This is a genomic window from Stella humosa, assembly GCF_006738645.1.
In the GTDB taxonomy this organism is placed as follows: Bacteria; Pseudomonadota; Alphaproteobacteria; order ATCC43930; family Allostellaceae; genus Allostella; species Allostella humosa.
Genome location: NZ_AP019700.1, coordinates 5,517,989 through 5,533,869, shown reverse-complemented (window position 1 = coordinate 5,533,869; position 15,881 = coordinate 5,517,989). Strand labels below are relative to the sequence as shown.

13 protein-coding genes are annotated in these 15,881 nt (G+C 71.8%); 4 read left to right on the top strand and 9 right to left on the bottom strand.

Annotated elements, in window-relative coordinates; genetic code table 11:
* Positions 1-25 precede the first annotated feature (25 nt).
* The 3 genes from STVA_RS26040 to STVA_RS26030 form a co-directional block, all read right to left on the bottom strand.
* Entirely contained in the window at positions 26-970 is a 945-nt protein-coding gene (locus STVA_RS26040; RefSeq protein ID WP_123690588.1) for a bifunctional riboflavin kinase/FAD synthetase, read from the bottom strand.
* 57 nt (positions 971-1,027) lie between these two features.
* On the bottom strand, positions 1,028-1,480 hold the full coding sequence (locus tag STVA_RS26035; protein ID WP_123690590.1) for a MaoC family dehydratase: 453 nt from the start codon (positions 1,478-1,480) through the stop codon (positions 1,028-1,030).
* A gap of 78 nt (positions 1,481-1,558) precedes the next feature.
* Positions 1,559-2,488 carry a LysR substrate-binding domain-containing protein gene (locus tag STVA_RS26030; protein WP_170216513.1) on the bottom strand — a complete coding sequence of 310 codons (930 nt, stop codon included), beginning with the start codon at positions 2,486-2,488 and terminating at the stop codon, positions 1,559-1,561.
* A gap of 117 nt (positions 2,489-2,605) precedes the next feature.
* Between STVA_RS26030 and STVA_RS26025 the strand changes: the two genes are divergently transcribed.
* Both STVA_RS26025 and STVA_RS26020 read left to right on the top strand, forming a co-directional pair.
* Complete coding sequence (locus STVA_RS26025) at positions 2,606-3,352, top strand: sulfite exporter TauE/SafE family protein (RefSeq protein WP_123690594.1); 747 nt, start codon at positions 2,606-2,608, stop codon at positions 3,350-3,352.
* Positions 3,349-3,606: a hypothetical protein gene (locus tag STVA_RS26020; protein WP_123690596.1), complete on the top strand. Its 258-nt coding sequence runs from the start codon at positions 3,349-3,351 to the stop codon at positions 3,604-3,606. The genes STVA_RS26025 and STVA_RS26020 overlap by 4 nt, the downstream gene beginning before the upstream one ends.
* Before the next feature lie 10 nt (positions 3,607-3,616).
* Here STVA_RS26020 and STVA_RS26015 read toward each other — a convergent pair whose 3' ends face one another.
* Positions 3,617-5,059 (bottom strand): amidase, encoded by a 1,443-nt coding sequence (locus STVA_RS26015; protein WP_123690598.1) that lies wholly within the window; start codon positions 5,057-5,059, stop codon positions 3,617-3,619.
* 124 nt (positions 5,060-5,183) lie between these two features.
* Here STVA_RS26015 and STVA_RS26010 point away from each other — a divergent pair, with 124 nt between their 5' ends.
* Both STVA_RS26010 and STVA_RS26005 read left to right on the top strand, forming a co-directional pair.
* On the top strand, positions 5,184-6,656 hold the full coding sequence (locus tag STVA_RS26010) for a tetratricopeptide repeat protein (protein WP_123690600.1): 1,473 nt from the start codon (positions 5,184-5,186) through the stop codon (positions 6,654-6,656).
* Positions 6,657-6,695: 39 nt separating this feature from the next.
* Complete coding sequence (locus STVA_RS26005; RefSeq protein WP_123690602.1) at positions 6,696-7,868, top strand: aminotransferase; 1,173 nt, start codon at positions 6,696-6,698, stop codon at positions 7,866-7,868.
* A gap of 9 nt (positions 7,869-7,877) precedes the next feature.
* Here the strand turns inward: STVA_RS26005 and STVA_RS26000 are convergent, their stop codons facing one another.
* The 5 genes from STVA_RS26000 to STVA_RS25980 form a co-directional block, all read right to left on the bottom strand.
* Positions 7,878-8,327: a GNAT family N-acetyltransferase gene (locus tag STVA_RS26000; protein WP_123690604.1), complete on the bottom strand. Its 450-nt coding sequence runs from the start codon at positions 8,325-8,327 to the stop codon at positions 7,878-7,880.
* A gap of 11 nt (positions 8,328-8,338) precedes the next feature.
* Positions 8,339-8,782 carry a VOC family protein gene (locus STVA_RS25995; protein ID WP_197735744.1) on the bottom strand — a complete coding sequence of 148 codons (444 nt, stop codon included), beginning with the start codon at positions 8,780-8,782 and terminating at the stop codon, positions 8,339-8,341.
* On the bottom strand, positions 8,779-9,471 hold the full coding sequence (locus STVA_RS25990; protein WP_123690607.1) for a pyridoxamine 5'-phosphate oxidase family protein: 693 nt from the start codon (positions 9,469-9,471) through the stop codon (positions 8,779-8,781). Before STVA_RS25990 ends, STVA_RS25995 begins: the two co-directional genes overlap by 4 nt.
* Positions 9,472-9,547: 76 nt before the next feature.
* Positions 9,548-11,044, bottom strand: coding sequence for a MocR-like pyridoxine biosynthesis transcription factor PdxR (gene pdxR / locus STVA_RS25985; RefSeq protein WP_197735743.1), 1,497 nt, complete (start codon positions 11,042-11,044; stop codon positions 9,548-9,550).
* Positions 11,045-15,880: an NAD-glutamate dehydrogenase gene (locus STVA_RS25980; RefSeq protein WP_123690609.1), complete on the bottom strand. Its 4,836-nt coding sequence runs from the start codon at positions 15,878-15,880 to the stop codon at positions 11,045-11,047.
* Between the last annotated feature and the right edge of the window lies 1 nt (position 15,881).

Below are 15,881 nucleotides of genomic sequence, written 5' to 3'. Positions count from 1 at the left end.
CGGGTGGCCCTAATCTGGGGCCGGGTCAAACGGTGGCGGCAGGTGCTTCGAGAAGCGCCCGGGCCTGTGCTGCATCATCGGCAATCTGGGCCTTCAGCGCGGCCAAACCATCAAATTTGCGCTCGCCGCGCAAGTATTCGCGCAAGGCGACCCGCAGGTGGCGGCCGTACAGGTCGCCCGAATAGTCGAAAAGATGCACCTCGAGCCATAGCGAAGTGCCGTCGACGGTGGGCCGGCGGCCGAAATTCGCTACCCCCTTCCATATGGGGGCGTCGGGCGCGTCCAGCCGGGCCTCGATGGCATAGACGCCGACCGCCGGGCGCAGGCAGTCGCCCAGCGCGATGTTGGCGGTGGGAAAGCCGATCGTCCGCCCACGCTGGTGGCCGGCTTCGACCCGGCCCTCGACCTCCCAAGGCCGGCCCAGCAGGCGGGCCGCCTCGGCCGGCGCGCCCGTTTCCAGCAGCCGGCGGATGCGGCTCGACGAGATGACCGCGCCGTCCAGCACCACCGGGTCGGCCGTGGTGACGCCGAAGCCGTGCGCCGCGCCGCGCGCGGCCAGCAGCGCCATGGACCCGCCGCGGTCATGCCCGAAGACGAAATCCTGCCCCGCCACCACATGGCGCACCCCGAACCCGGCGACCAGCACCTCGGCGATGAAGGCGTCGGCGGTAAGCTGGCTGAAGGCGCGGTCGAACGGCAGGGCATAGAGCACGTCCAGCCCCATCTCCTCCATCAGGCGGGCCTTCAGGCGAAACGGCGTCAGGCGGAAGGGCGGGTCGTCCGGGCGGAAAAGCTGGCGCGGGTGCGGCTCGAACGTCAGCACCCCGGCCGGCGCGCCCAGCCGCCGGGCCTCGGCGCGCGCGGCCCCGATCACGGCCCGATGGCCGCGATGGACGCCGTCGAAATTGCCGAGCGCCAGCACCGCGCCCAGCCGCGCCGCCGTCTCGTCCCAATGCCGGATGATCCGCATGGCGTCCTTGTGTTCGCCTCGATGGGTACTGCGCCTGGATGGCCGCGTGGCGGGAAGTTACGCCGGCCGCGACGGCACCATCAGGATGGCCTCGCCGTCGACCACGACGCGCTCGCCCACCCGGCAGACCGCCTGCATGGTGACGCGCTTCTTCTCGGCCACGATATCGGCCACGGTGACGCGGGTATCGACCGTGTCGCCGGCGCGCACCGGTGCCTTGAAGCGCAGGTTCTGCGTCACGTAGACGGCACCCGGGCCGGGCAGCAGCGTCCCGAACACGGCTGAGATCAGGCTGGCCGTCAGGATGCCGTGGGCGATGCGGCCGCGGAACATGGTGCCCTGGGCGTAAAGCTCGTTCAGGTGCAGCGGGTTGGTGTCGCCCGATACGCCGGCGAACATCAGGATGTCGGCCTCGGTCACCGTGCGGGCGATGCGCGCCGACATCCCGACATGCAGGTCCTCGAGGAAGAAACCCACGAGATTGTCGAGGCGGGGGGGCACCTGGTCCATGGATCGCCGTTCCGGTTGCGATGGGGCACGGCCACGGGCAAGGCCGCGACCGTCATTGTGCGGCGCAAAACCGGGCGGTTATAGAAGCGGCATGGCGGGACGGCAAGCCGCAGCCATGTCCGCCTCGGTGCCGGCCGGCCCGGTTGCCGCGGCGATCAGCCAGCGCCGGAAGGCTGTGAAGCCCGGGTCGTCGCGCACCGCCCCGCGATAGAGCAGGTACCATTGCTGCCCCTTCGGCACCGTTAGCTGGAAGGGGGAGACCAGTCGGCCGGCAGCCAGATCGTCGTCGATATAGGGGCGAATACCCATGGCGACCCCCACCCCGTCGCCCGCGGCCTGGAGCGCTTGGCCGTAATACTGGAACTCCGGCCCGCGTGCGGTCGTCCTGGGCAGGCCCGCCGCGGCCAACCACAGCGGCCAGTCCTCGGGTGCGTGCGCGACCCGGATCATGGCGGCAGGGTCGATGTCGGCCGGATGTCCCAGGCGGGCGGCCAGCGCAGGCGCGGTGACCGGCAGCAGGTCGGCTGCGAACAGGCGCTCGGCCACCAGGCCGGGCCAGCGCCCCAGGCCGAGTGTGATGCCGCAGGTCCAGTCGTCCGAGAAGGGCACGCCGCCGCCGCCGGTGGTGAAGCGCACCGCGATGTCGGGCGCCTGCCGGCGGAAATCGGCCAGCCGCGGGATCAGCCAGCGGCTGGCGAAGGTCGGCCCGGCGCCGATGGTGAGCACCCGGCTGGCCGAGGCGGCGGTCACCTGGTCCGTCAGGGCCGCCAGCGCATCCAGCAGCGGGGTCAGGCCGGCATGATAGCTGCGCCCCGCCGCGGTCGGCACCAGGCGATTGGCCCGGCGCTCGAACAAGGCCACGCCCAGGCGCGCCTCCAGCAATTGCACCATGCGGCTGATCGCGGCCGGCGACACGTTGAGCTCTGCTGCCGCCGCGGCGAAGCCGCCGGTGCGCGCGGCGGCCTCGAAGGCCTTGATGCCGTTCAGCGAGGGCAGGCGGCGCGACATTCCCATACCATCAGGCCCACACCATCAGGAAAGCTGAGGGTGAGGGCAACATAACTCGGTTTGCGCGGCCCCGGCAAAGGGCAGATAGGCAAGGGCGCATGGAGGGCGCCTGCTGCAATGACCCCGCTGATGATGCTGTTCCTGGGCCTGGTGATGGTGGCCACCGCCTTCCTGTCGGGCCTGTTCGGCATGGCGGGCGGCATGGTGCTGATCGGGGTGCTGCTGGCCTTCCTGCCCGTGCCGACCGCGATGGTCCTGCATGCGGTGACGCAGATGGCGTCCAATGGCTGGCGGGCCTGGCTGTGGCGGCGCCATGTGCGCTGGCGGTCGGTCGCCGCCTATGCCGGCGGCGCCCTGCTGGCCCTGGTCGCCTGGTCGATCTGGAGCTATGTGCCGAGCAAGCCGGTCGCCTTCATCTTCCTCGGCCTGACGCCCTTCCTGTTGCGCTTGGCCCCGGCGAGCCTGGCCCCCGACCCGGAGAGCGCGGTGCAGGGGGTTGGCTACGGCGCTGCCTGCATGACGCTGATGCTGCTGACCGGCGTGTCGGGCCCGCTGCTCGACAGCTTCTTCCTGGGCGGCCGGCTGGACCGGCGCCAGATCGTCGCCACCAAGGCGACCTGCCAGATCCTGGGGCACGGCATGAAGCTCGCCTATTTCGGCGGCATGATCGCCGATGCCGGACAGCTCGACCCCAAGCTGGCCGTCATGGCGATCCTGGCTTCGATGCTGGGCACCACGCTCGCCCGGCGCTTCCTCGAGGCGATGACGGACACCCAGTATCGCCGCTGGGCCGGCCACATCATCACCGTGATCGCCGGCTATTTCCTGATCCAGGGTTCCTGGCTGCTGGTGGTGCCCGCATGACGACGCCTGATCCGCTCGACCCGCTGCTGCTCGACCTCGTCGAATGGGTGGCCCGCCGGCCGCGCCCCTATGGCGAGGTGATCGACGCCTGGCGGACCTCCTGCCCGCGCCTGACGGTGTGGGAGGAGGCGGTCGATCGCGGGCTGGTGGTGCGCAAGCCCGCGCCCGGGCAGGGCGCGGTCGTGGCCGTGACGGAGCTTGGCCGCCGCTGGATCGAGGGCTACGGCCGGGGGGCGTCGCCACCCCCCGGCTGACGCCTGCCGGTCAGGACGGCGGCAGGGCCGGTCCCGTGCGCGGGTCGATCGGCACCAGATCGCGCAGGCCCAGCGCCTCTTCCAGCAGCCAGGCGGCCGACAGCAGCGGCGCCTCGCCATTGGCCCGGGTTACCATCTGCAGCCCGACCGGGCGCCCGTCGGCCAGGAACCCGGCCGGAAGCGACAGCGAGGCGCAGCGCGTCATGCTCAGCGCATAGGTGATCGACAGCCAGTCGATGTAGTTGTCGAACTCCACGTCGCCCACCTTGCGCACCGAGACCGTGTCGACGTCGAAGGGCGGCACGATGACGGCCGGCGTCAGCAGCACGTCGTAGGTCTGGAAGAAGCGGCCGACGCGGGCCAGCAGGGCAGAGCGGGCGCGCACCGCCCGGCCGATCGCGTCGGCGTCTAGCTTCATGCCCTTCTCGATGTTCCAGATGACGTCGGGCTTCAGCTGGTCGCGCTTGGTGCGCAGCAGCTCGGCCTTGTCGGTGACGAAGAACAGGGCGCGCAAGGTCTGGAAGATCTCCTGCGCGTCGGAGAAGTCCGGCGTCGCCCGGTCGACCGGGATGCCCATGGCCTCGAAGCGGCGGGCGGCGCGCTCGGCCACCTCGGCCACTTCCGGATGGACCGGCAGGAAGCCGAGGTTGGGGGAGAAGGCGACCCGCACCGGCCGGGTCGGGTTGCGCACCGCGTCCTGGAACGGCAGGGCCGGCAAGGGCAGCGTGGTCGGGTCCTCGGCCGCGGGGCCGGCCATGGCGTCCAGCATCAGGGCCACGTCGGCGACGTTGCGCGCCATCGGCCCCTCGATCGCCAGGTCGTCGGGGATGTTGTAGTTGGGCCCGCGCGCCACCCGACCGGGCGACGGCCGCATGCCGACGATGCCGCAGAAGCTGGCCGGGATGCGCAGGCTGCCGCCCAGGTCGGACCCGCTCGCCAGCCACACCTCGCCCGTCGCCAGTGCGACCGCCGACCCGCCGGAGGAGCCGCCGCAGGTCAGGCTGGTGTTCCAGGGGTTGCGCGTCTTGCCGAACACGGGATTGAAGGTGTTGGCGCCGGCGCCGAATTCCGGGGTGTTGGACTTGGCCAGCACGATCCCGCCGCGCTGCTCCAGCGTCTCGACCACCAGGTCGGACCGCTCGGGGATGTGGTCGGCGAAGATCGGCGATCCCTGGGTCGAGCGCACCCCGGCCACGTTCAGCAGGTCCTTGATCGCAACCGGCAGGCCGGCCAGCCAGCCCGGCGCGTCGGGGTCGCCGGCATGGCGCGGCAGGGCGGCAGCCGCCGCCCGCGCCCGCTCGGGACAGCGGGTGGGCAGCGCGTTCACCGCCGGCTCCACCTCGTCCATGCGGGCCATGGCGGCGTCGATCAGGTCGGCCGGCTGGATCTCGCGCGCCTTCAGGCGCCGCACCGCCTCCACGGCGGTCATGCGGGTCAATTCGGAGAGCGGCATCGGGAAGGGCTCCGGCTGGCGGGGAAGGAGGGGGAGTAGTGCAGCCCGGCCGGAATCCGTCAATCGGGGATCGTTGGCCCGGCTCCGTTGCTGCCACGCCTGCCGTCATGCCAGATTGCCGGCGATGGACGACCCCTTGACCCAGACCGCGCAGCGGATCCGGCAGCGCGACTGGGACGGCGCGATCACCGCGGCGCAAGCCGCCCTCGCCGACGGCCGCGCCCTGCCGCGCGCGGCCGCGCGGATGCTGGCAGGGCTGGTGGTGACGCTGGGCAAGTCCGGGCGTGCCGATGCCGCTGCCGCACTGGCCGACCGGCTGCTGCCGGCAGCACCGCGCGAACCGTCGGCGTATCTCGCGCGGTCGGGCCTGGCCCAGCGTGTCGGCGATCTGGCCATGGCGATCGCCGACACGCGGGCGGCGATGGACTGCTCGGCCGACCCGTCGCCGGCCTGGCCGCGCCTGGCCGACCTGCTCTACGAAGCGGGCGAGCTGGAGGAGGCGGAGGCGACGGTGCACAGGGCGCTGGCCCGGTCGGGCGAGGACCTGGAACTGCTGGCCCGGCTCGTCGAGATCGTCGACGCGCGCGGCGCTCTCGATGCCCTGGCGATCGCGGTCGAGCGGGCCCTGGCCCAGCGCCGCCAGCAGGGCTTCGGCTCGCCGCGGCTTTTGATGGCGCTGCTGAAGGCCGGCCGCCTGGAGGCAGCATTTCCCGACCTCGACCTGCGCTGGGCGCTGGCCGGTGCCCCGCCCCGGCCTTTCCCGCAGCCGGCCTGGAAGGGCGAGGCGGCACCCGACCGCACGCTCCTTGTCTGGGGCGAGCAGGGACTGGGGGAAGAAATCTGGGCCTCGGCCCTGCTGGCAGAGGCGGCGGCGCGGGTCGGCCGCGTCGTGCTCGAATGCGCGCCGCGCCTGGCCGCCCTCTTCGCCCGTTCGTTCCCGGCCTTCACGGTCGCCGCCCGCCAGGACCCGCCGGCGCCCGAGGCGATGGCGGCCGACATCCAGTGCGGCGCGGTCGACCTGCTCCGGGCGCTCGATGCCAGGGCCTTCTCGCACGCCCCGCCCCTGCGGGCGGACCCCGCTGCTGCTGCCGGCATCCGCGCGCGCTATCGCCGGATGGGTTCGGGCCCCATCGTCGGCCTGTCCTGGCGCAGCGCCAACCGGCGGGCGGCGGCCGCCAAGTCGTCCAGCCTGGCCGACTGGGGACCGATCCTGGCGCGGCCGGCCGTCTTCATCGACCTGCAATATGGCGACACCGACGGCGACCGGGCGATGGCCCGGACGGCGCTGGGGGTGGATATCCATCGCGACCCGGCGATCGACCCGCTGGGCGACCTGGATGGCGTGGCCGCCCAGGTGGCCGCACTCGATGCCGTGGTCACGGTCAGCAACACCACCGCCCATGTGGCGGGCGGGCTGGGCGTGCCGTCGGCCGTGCTGCTGGCGCGCGGCCGAGGCCAGGTGTGGTCCTGGTTCGACGGCGCGACCCCCTGGTATGCCGGCCAGCGCATCTGCCGCCAGGAACGGGCGGGCGATTGGCAACCGGCCATCCAGGCGGCCGGGGTGGCGCTCGACCAGTTGCTCGCCGGCCGCCGATAGGCGCATGGTGGCCGCCCCTTTCGACGACCCGTCCGGATCATGGCCTATCGCTTGAATTCCCTGCTCGGCGCGGTGGTCGAGCCGCCGATCGCCGAGGTGCATGGCTGGCTTGCCGGCCGGCCCCCCGCCCGTCCGTTGATCGACATGGCCCAGGCGGTGCCGCGCCACGCGCCGCCGGCCGCGGCCACGCGCCACCTGCAGGAGCGCCTGGCCGATCCCGAGATCGTGCGCTACGCGCCGATCGTGGGTCTGGCGCCGCTGCGTGCGGCCTTCGCCGACCATATCGCCCGTGCCTATGGCGGGCCGGTGGCGGCCGACAACGTCGCCATCACGGCCGGCTGCAACCAGGCTTTCTGCCTGGCGATGATGACGCTGGCCGAGGCGGGCGACGAGGTGATCCTGCCGCTGCCCTACTACTTCAACCACCAGATGTGGCTGGACATGCTGGGCATCCGCGCGGTGCACCTGCCGTTCCGGCCGGACCGCGGCGGCGTACCCGACCCGGCAGAAGCCGCCGCCCTGATCGGCCCGCGCACGCGCGCCATCGTGCTGGTGTCGCCCAACAACCCGACCGGCGCCATCTATCCGCCGGAAGCCATCGCCGCCTTCCATGACCTGGCGCGGGATCACGGCATCGCCCTGGTGCTGGACGAGACCTACAAGGACTTCCTGCCGACGGACGGCCCGGCCCACGACCTTTTCACCCGTCCGGACTGGTCCGAGACGCTGATCCAGCTCTACAGCTTCTCCAAGGCCTTCGCGATGGCGGGCCACCGGGTGGGCGCCGTCACCGCGGGCCCGGCGATGATCGAGCAGCTGACCAAGGCGATGGACTGCGTCGCCATCGCCGCACCCCGCATCGGGCAGGAGGCCGCCCTCTATGGCCTGGGGCACCTGGCGCCCTGGGTGGATGCCAACCGCCGGACGATGCGCGAGCGGGTGAAGACGCTGGAGTCGGCCTTCCGCGCCAACGCGTCGGGCTACGAGCTGGTGAGCTGCGGGGCCTATTTCGCCTATGTCCGCCACCCCCATCGCGGACGCGGGTCGAAGGACGTGGCCCGCCACCTGGCCCAGGACCTGGGCATCCTCACCGTCCCGGGCAGTGCCTTCGGCCCGGGACAGGAGGACTTCATCCGCTTCGCCTTCGCCAACGTCGATGGTGACGCCATGCCCGAGATGGCGCGCCGGCTGGCCGAAAGCCGGATGGGATAGGGCGGCCGGTCAGAGATTCTTGCGGTACTGGACGAAGCCCGAGCGCTCGGCCACCTGGTCGTAGAGCCGCATGGCCGTGCGGTTGGTCTCGTGCGTCATCCAGTAGACGCGGCCGGCCCCGGCCTGGCGGGCGCGATCGTAGACGGCCTCGATCAGCGCCCGGCCGACGCCCTTGCCCCGCGCGGCCTGGCTGGTGAACAGGTCCTGCAGGTAGCAGGTCGGCCCGATCATCGAGGTGTTGCGGTGGAAGAGGTAGTGGACGATGCCAAGGATGGCTCCGTCCTGTTCGGCCACCAGCGCATGGACGGGCTCGTAGGAATCGAAGAACCGCGCCCAGGTCATGGCGGTCACCTCCGGTGCTGCCACCCGCTCGTAGAAGGTATTGTATCCCTCCCAGAGAGGCAGCCACCGGGCGTGGTCGCCGGGAGCGACGGGGCGGACGACGAGTGGGCTGGTCATAGACATGATCCTCAATCGGGCCGCCGCAGCGGAATGTCGGGCACCCAGACATAGCCGTCCGGGTCGATGATGTAGGCCTCGCGCAGCCCGTGTGGCTTGTCGGCGGCGCTGGCCATGACTTCGTAGCCGGCCGCCAGGGCGGCCGCCTCCGCCCGGTCGGGGTCGATGCCGTGCAGGCGAAGCTCCATGCCGGAGCCGCGGGCGCCGTTCTCCATTGTCCGTCGCAGCAGCGGGTGGCGGTCGTAGGTATGGTCGGCATGGAGCATCCACTCCGCGCCACAGCCGCGCATCACCGCGAAATCGGCATCGGCATAGACCGGCTCGGCTCCCAGCACCGCGCGCTGGAAGGCGACGGCCACGGCGATGTCGGCGACCAGGAGGTTGACGCCGAGGCCGGTCAGACCGCGTCCGTATTCGGGCGCGGGCATCCAGGGATCGCCCGTCCGCTTCTTCATTTGGTATCCAGGGCAAAGCCCGCCAGATAGTCCGGCACCGGGATGCCGGGGGCCAGCAGCGGGTCGGACTCGGGCGGGCCGAAGGTCGTGCGGATCGGCAGCACGCCCGCCCAGACCGGCAGCGCATAGTCCGGCTCGTCGTCGACCGGCGGACCGGTGCGCACCTTGGCCGATACCTCGGCCAGGTCCATGCCGACGACGAGGGTCCCCTTCAGTTCCTGCTTGGTCGACGGGCGCAGCTCGCCCGTGCGGCCGGGAAACAGCCGCTCGATGAAGGCGTCGAGTGCCTGTTCCTTCTCGGCCGCGTCGGTCACCGCCTGGGCCACGCCCAGGGCCATGACCGAGCGATAGTTGACGGAATGATGGAAGCCCGACCGCGCCATGACGAAGCCGTCGATGTGGGTCACCGTGAAGCAGACCGGCACCCCGGCCGCGATGTTCCGCAGCATCCGGCTGGCCGACGAGCCGTGCCAGTAGACCCGGTCCTCGTGCCGCCAGTAGGTCGTGGGCGTCACATAGGGCTGACCGTCGATCGCATAGCCGACATGGCAGACGAAGCCCGCATCCAGGATCCCATGGACGGTCTCGCGGTCGTAATGCGCCCGCTTGGGCAGGCGCCGCATCCGCGTCCGCGGCGTCGTCTTGTAGGATCCGGTGGCGGGGGTCTCGGTCTTGCTGCTGCTGTCCATGGGTCGGCTCGTCCGCGAGGCAAGGGGTGGCGAGAGGCCGAACCTAACGGCCGAGTGGCCTTCCCACAGCAGCCACTTACGACGGATATTCCGGGCCACTTCCCAGCGCGTCGATGATCCGTGCCAAGCGCCGAACGCCGTCCTCGAGGAGCGCCGAATCGTGGGCGGCATAGCCCATGACCAGGCCGTTTCGGCGCCGGCTACCAACGGCAAAGCGCGACAGGGCGGTCAACCCCATGCCGTCGCGGCCGGCCGCTGCCGCCACCGCACGATCGTCGAAATCGGGGTGGAGGTGGCCGACGAGGTGCATGCCGGCCTCCGACGGCGCAACGGTCAGGACCCCGTCCAGGTGGCGGCGCACGGCCGCGACCAGGGCATCCTGGCGCGCGCGGTAGAGCAGGCGCATGCGCCGGATATGCGCGGTAAAAGCCTCGCCCGCCACGAACTCCGCCAGGGCCGCCTGGGTCAGAGCCGGGGGCTCGGCATGGGCGGCGCGCCGGGCTTCGGCCACCGCGGCGGCCAGCCCGGGCGGCGCGACCAGGTAGGCCAGTCGCAGCGACGGGAACATCGCCTTGCTGAAGCTGCCGACATAGAGGACGCGGTCGCCGCCATCCAGGCCGTAGAGTGCCGTGATCGGCCGGCCGCCATAGCGGAACTCGCCATCGTAATCGTCCTCGACGATGACCGCGCCGGCGCTCCGCGCCCAGTCCAGCAGCGCCACGCGCCGCTCCAGGCTCATGATGGCGCCGAGCGGATACTGGTGCGAGGGCGTGACGGCGGCCAGGCGGGCGGCCGGCGCCAGGCGCTGGCCCTCGGCCACGTCCATCCCAGCGCCGTCGACCGGCACCGGCACCGGCACCAGGCCGGCCGCGCGCAGGGCAGCATGGGCGTCGGGATAGCCCGGGTCCTCGACCCATACCGAATCACCCGGGTCGGCCAGCAGGTTACCGGCCAACGATACCGCCTGGCGTGCGCTGGCCAGGATCACGACCTGGTCGGGGGTGCAGACGACGCCGCGCGCCGGCCCGACATAGGCCGCGATGGCTGCCCGCAGCGGCGGCCAGCCGCGCCGATCGGTCTGGTGCAGCAGGCCGCGGCCGTGCAGCCGCTGGGCGCGGACCAGCGCACGGCGCCAGTCGCCCATGGGAAAGGCGTCGAGCGCGGGCAGGCCGGGGGTGAACAGGTGGCCGGCCGACGCGATCCAGCTACCGGCCGCCAGGACCTCTCCGCGCCGGGACAGGGCCGGCCCGGGCTGCGCCCGTCCGGGGGGCGATGCCGCCCGGGCCAGCCGGTCGGCCGGCAACTGGGCTGCGACATAGGTGCCCGATCCGTGCCGCGCCTCGACGAAGCCCTCGGCCGCCAGGATGTCGACCGCCGCCGTCGCCGTGGTGCGCGACACCGCCAGGATGGCGGCCAGGCGGCGTGTCGACGGCAGGCGGGCGCCGCGCGCCAGCCCGCCCGCCAGGATCAGGTCCCGCAGGCGCCGCGCGATCTGCACCGGGATCGCGGCGGCCTCGTCGCGGTCGACCGCCACATGGTCGAGGAAGGCGGCCGCCGGCCGCCGCTCCGTCACTCAGACATCCACCGCCGAACGGAGCGAGCGGGTCGCCACCGTCAGCATGGCGAGGTCGATGCGCGGCTGTGCCTCCAGCTCGGCCGACAAGGCGTCGATGCGCTGGACCGCCTGGGCATGGGCCGCACTCCATTCGGCCAGCGCCGCCGACGGGTCGCCGTCCGCGCCAGCCATGGCCAGCACGCCCGACAGCAGGTCGTCCTGGGCATGGGCCAGGTCCTCGCGGGCGGCCGATGCCGCGCGCCGGGCCCAGGCATCGCCGTCGGCAATGGCATCGGCCGCGGCCATCAGCCGGTCGAGGTGGAAGCGGGCGTCGATCGCGAAATGCAGGCGTGCCACCCGTTCGAACGGTGCACCGGCCGTCGCCGCGCGGTCGGCGATCGGCAGGGCGGCGGCCAACCGCTCGAAGGCCGCCGCCTGCCGGGCCAGATCTTCCGGTACGCCGCTATCGGCGATGGCAGCGATGCGGACGGCCAGTGCCTGGGCCTGGTCTGCCGGCAGCAGTGACGCCAGATCAGCTTCGACGGCCGCTGCCCCGGACGCGTAGCGGGCCACGACCGATCCCAGGCTGGGATCGCGCGCGACCGCCGCCAGCAGGTGCGGCATCGCCGCCTCGACGAGCTGGCGCGCCGTCAGCAGCAGGCCGGTCTGGGTCCCGGCCGGCACTTGGCCGTCCAGCGCTTCGACGGCGGCCCAATAGGCATCGAGGCGGAAGATGTCGCGGGCGGCCAGCCATGCGCGGGCGATGTCGGCCCAGTCGGCCCCGGTCGCATCGGCGACCGAGGAGGCAAAGGCGATGCCGGCACGGTTGACCAGCGCGTTCGTGACGACGGTCGCCACGATCTCGCGCCGCAGCCGGTGGCTGCGGCAGGCGTCGGGCAGCCGGTCCTCGATGGGCTGGGGGAAATAGTCGAGCAGGTCGTCGTCGAGCCCCGGATCGTCGGGCAGGGGCGAGGCGACGATGGCGTTGAACATCGCCATCTTGGAATAGGCCAGCAGCACCGCCAGTTCGGGGCGAGTCAGCCCGGCCTTGTCCTGGGCGCGGCGGGCAAGTCCGGCCCGGTCGGGCAGCAGCTCGACCGCGCGGTCGAGGCGGGCACGCTGCTCGAACGCCTGCATCGCTCGGCCGTGCGCGGCCAGCAGGACGGGCGCTTCCGCCTGCTCGACCGTCAGCGCCTGTGTCTGCAGGTAGTTGTGGCGCAGCACCAAGCCCGCCACCTCGTCGGTCATCTCCACCAGCAGCCGGTCGCGCTGCTTGCCGGTCAGGTCGCCGGCGGCGGCCACCGCATCCAGCAGGATCTTGATGTTCACCTCATGGTCGGAGGTGTCGACGCCGGCCGAATTGTCGATGGCGTCGGTGTTGATCGCCCCGCCCTTGCCCCCGGCCCCCTTCAGCGCATACTCGATCCGCCCGCGCTGGGTGACGCCCAGGTTGGCGCCCTCGCCGATGACGCGGGCGCGCACCTCGGCGCCGTCGATGCGGATGGCGTCGTTGGCCTTGTCGCCGGCATCGGCGTGGCTTTCCTCGGCCGCCTTGATGAAGGTCCCGATCCCGCCGAACCACAGAAGGTCGGCGTCGGCCTGCAGGATCGCGCGCATCAGCTCGGCCGGGGTGACACGCTCGCGGCCGATGCCGAGAAGCTGGCCGATCTCGGGGCTGACGGCGACCGACTTGGCGCTGCGCTCGAAGACGCCGCCGCCCGCCGAGATCAGGCTGCGGTCATAGTCGGCCCAGCTCGACCGCGGCAGGGCGAACAGGCGCTGGCGCTCCTCGTAGCTGCGCTCCGCATCGGGCTTGGGATCGATGAAGATGTGCCGATGGTCGAAGGCCGCCAGCAGGCGGATGGCGCGGGATTGCAGCATGCCGTTGCCGAAGACGTCGCCCGACATGTCGCCGACGCCCACGACCGTGAAGGCGGTGGTCTGGATGTCGGTGCCGGCCTCGCGGAAATGCCGCTTCACCGCCTCCCACGCGCCGCGCGCGGTGATGCCCATGGCCTTGTGGTCGTAGCCCTTGGAGCCGCCCGAGGCGAAGGCGTCGCCCAGCCAGAAACCGTACTGGCCGGCGATGCCGTTGGCGATGTCGGAAAAGGTGGCCGTGCCCTTGTCGGCGGCGACCACGAGATAGGGGTCGTCCTGGTCGTGGCGCACGACGTCGGCCGGCGGCACAACGGCGCCGTCGACCAGGTTGTCGGTGATGTCGAGCAGGCCCTGCATCAGGGTGCGGTAGCAGTGGACGACCTCGGCCTGGAGCGCCTCGCGGCCACCCGTCGCCGGCGGCTGCTTGACGACGAAGCCGCCCTTGGAGCCGACCGGGACGATGACGGCGTTCTTCACCATCTGGGCCTTCATCAGCCCCAGGATCTCGGTACGGAAATCCTCGCGCCGGTCCGACCAGCGGATGCCGCCGCGGGCGACCTTGCCACCGCGCAGGTGGATCGCCTCGGTGCGCGGCGAATGCACGAAGACCTCGACCATCGGCTTGGGCAGCGGCAGGAAGTCGATCGCCTGGCTGTCGAGCTTGACCGACAGGTAGGTCTTGGGCCGCCCGTCCGCGTCCTGCTGGTAGTGGTTGGTGCGCAGGGTCGCCCGCATGAGCGTCAGGAAGGCGCGCAGCGTGCGGTCCTCCTCCAGGCTCTGCACGGCGTCCAGCGCATGCTCGATCGCCTCGACGACGCCGGCTGCCCGGGTCAGCCGGTCGGTGGCCGCGGCCGGGTTGAAGCGGGCGGTGAAGAGGTTGACCAACAGGCGGGCCAGGCGCGGCTGGGCGACCAGCGTGTCTTCGACGAACGCTTGGCTCAGCGGGAACCCGACCTGGCGCAGGTAGCGGGCATAGAGGCGCAGGATGCGGGCTTCCGGCCAGGACAGGCGCGCCACCCGGATCAGGCGGTTGAAGCCGTCGTTGGAGGCCAGCGCCGTCCACACGGCGCGGAAGCCGTCCTCGATCAGCGGCCGCAGCGCCTCGATGTCGAGATCGGCGCCGTCGGGCGCGGACAGCCCGAAATCATGGATCCAGACGGCAGATCCGCCATCGGCCGGGCGCAGGGTGTCCGGTATCTCGTTCAACACCCGGAAGCCCAGGTTCTCCAGCACCGGGATGATGTCGGAGAGCGGCATCGCCGCGTCCGGGTGATAGACCTTCAGCCGGACCTCGGCGGCCGGCATCTCGACCGGCCGGAACAGGTGCAGGGCCAGGCCGCGGGCACGCGCCTCCAGCGCCCGGTCGATCTCGGTCACCGCGACCGATGCGGAAAACCGCTCGCGATAGCCGGCCGGGAAGGCGTCGCCCCAGTGGGCCAGGGTCGCCTGCACCTCGGTCTCGCCCATGCGTGCGTCGAGCGCTTCCTTCAGCCGGTCGCGCCATGACCGGCCGGACTCCGTCAGTAACTTTTCGATCTCGTCGGCGGAATAGGCCGGGATGGCGCCGGGCGTCGTGCGCACGACGAAATGCACGCGGGCCAGCGCCGACTCGCCCAGATGCGTGTTGAACGAGACGACCTCACCCGCGAAGGCGGCGGCCAGGATCGCCTGGAAGCGCTGGCGCAGCGCGGTATCGAAGCGGTCGCGCGGCACATAGACGAGGCAGGAGACGAAGCGCTCGAACGGATCGGGGCGCACGAACAGCGCCACCCGCGGCCGCTCCTCCAGATGCATGATGCCGCGCGCGATCGCGAACAGGGTCGCTTCGTCGATCTGGAACAGTTCGTCGCGGGGATAGGTGTCGAGGATGTGCTGCAGCGCCTTGCCGTCGTGGCTGCGCGGGTCGAAGCCGGCACGGTCGATCACCCGCAGCACCTTGCGGCGCAGGATCGGGATGGTGCGCGAACTGCCGCTGTAGGCCTGCGAGGTATAGAGGCCCGTGAAGACGCTGAGGCCCGTGGGCACCCCCGACTGGTCGAAGCGCTTGACCGCGATCACGTCCATGGGTGCCGCACGATGGACGCGCGCACGGTGGCTGGCCTTGGTGACCACCAGTGCGGTCGGCTGGCGCAGGAAGTCCTGGACCTCGGCCGGCAGGGCGGTGAAGTGGCGCAGCCCGTCGAACAGCGGGGCTGCCTCCTCCGCCAGCACGCCCAGCCCGGACCCGGGGACGATGGCGATGCCGGCGCCATTGTCGTCGGCCACGCCAAACGCATAGTCGCGGCAGCCGAGGAAGGTGAAATGGTTATGGACGAGCCAGTCGAGGAAGGCGTCGGCCTCCGCGCGCTCGTCCGCTGGCAGGCTGCCGCCCTCGGCGGCCAGCGTCTTCTGTGCGGCCGCCATCCGCTCCCGCATCGCCGGCCAGTCGGTGACGGCGCGACGGACATCAGCCAGCACCTCCAGCAGGCTGGCGCGGATCTGTTCATGCCGGGCCGGGTCGGCCTGCGTGGCGATCTCGATATGCATCATCGATTCGCGGGCCTGGCCGGTGCCGACCGATACCAGCCGCTCGCCCTCGCGCTCGACGGCGATGACCGGATGGACCACGAGATGGACGGCCACCTCCTGGCGCTGCAGCTCGGCCACCAGCGAATCGACCAGGAACGGCATGTCGTCGTTGACGATCTCGACCACCGCGTGGCGGCAGGACCAGCCCTCCGAATCGGCCCGGGGGCTGAGCACGCGCACCTTGGCGCTGCCTGCCGGGCGCTGCCCGGCGAACGCAAGCAGGCTGAGCGCCGCCCCGTACAGGTCTTCGGGTGCGAAGGCGGCGACGTCCTCGGGCGCCATGTTGCGGGCGAACAGCTGGACGAACCGGGCCGCCGCCTCGGCCTGTGTGCCGGACAGGCGTTGGGCGGCCAGTCCGGCTGCCTGCGCGATCCGTTCGTCCTTCAGTCGGTCTGCCTGTTCCGGCATG

What these genes read in the sequence shown, in the direction of transcription:
- STVA_RS25990 (WP_123690607.1), bottom strand. Translation starts at nt 9,471, where the DNA reads ATGGACAGCAGCAGCAAGACCGAGACCCCCGCCACCGGATCCTACAAG.
- STVA_RS26035 (WP_123690590.1), bottom strand. Translation starts at nt 1,480, where the DNA reads ATGGACCAGGTGCCCCCCCGCCTCGACAATCTCGTGGGTTTCTTCCTC.
- STVA_RS26005 (WP_123690602.1), top strand. Translation starts at nt 6,696, where the DNA reads ATGGCCTATCGCTTGAATTCCCTGCTCGGCGCGGTGGTCGAGCCGCCG.
- STVA_RS25980 (WP_123690609.1), bottom strand. Translation starts at nt 15,880, where the DNA reads ATGCCGGAACAGGCAGACCGACTGAAGGACGAACGGATCGCGCAGGCA.
- STVA_RS26040 (WP_123690588.1), bottom strand. Translation starts at nt 970, where the DNA reads ATGCGGATCATCCGGCATTGGGACGAGACGGCGGCGCGGCTGGGCGCG.
- STVA_RS26020 (WP_123690596.1), top strand. Translation starts at nt 3,349, where the DNA reads ATGACGACGCCTGATCCGCTCGACCCGCTGCTGCTCGACCTCGTCGAA.
- STVA_RS25995 (WP_197735744.1), bottom strand. Translation starts at nt 8,782, where the DNA reads ATGAAGAAGCGGACGGGCGATCCCTGGATGCCCGCGCCCGAATACGGA.
- STVA_RS26015 (WP_123690598.1), bottom strand. Translation starts at nt 5,059, where the DNA reads ATGCCGCTCTCCGAATTGACCCGCATGACCGCCGTGGAGGCGGTGCGG.
- STVA_RS26010 (WP_123690600.1), top strand. Translation starts at nt 5,184, where the DNA reads ATGGACGACCCCTTGACCCAGACCGCGCAGCGGATCCGGCAGCGCGAC.
- STVA_RS26025 (WP_123690594.1), top strand. Translation starts at nt 2,606, where the DNA reads ATGACCCCGCTGATGATGCTGTTCCTGGGCCTGGTGATGGTGGCCACC.
- STVA_RS26000 (WP_123690604.1), bottom strand. Translation starts at nt 8,327, where the DNA reads ATGACCAGCCCACTCGTCGTCCGCCCCGTCGCTCCCGGCGACCACGCC.
- STVA_RS26030 (WP_170216513.1), bottom strand. Translation starts at nt 2,488, where the DNA reads ATGTCGCGCCGCCTGCCCTCGCTGAACGGCATCAAGGCCTTCGAGGCC.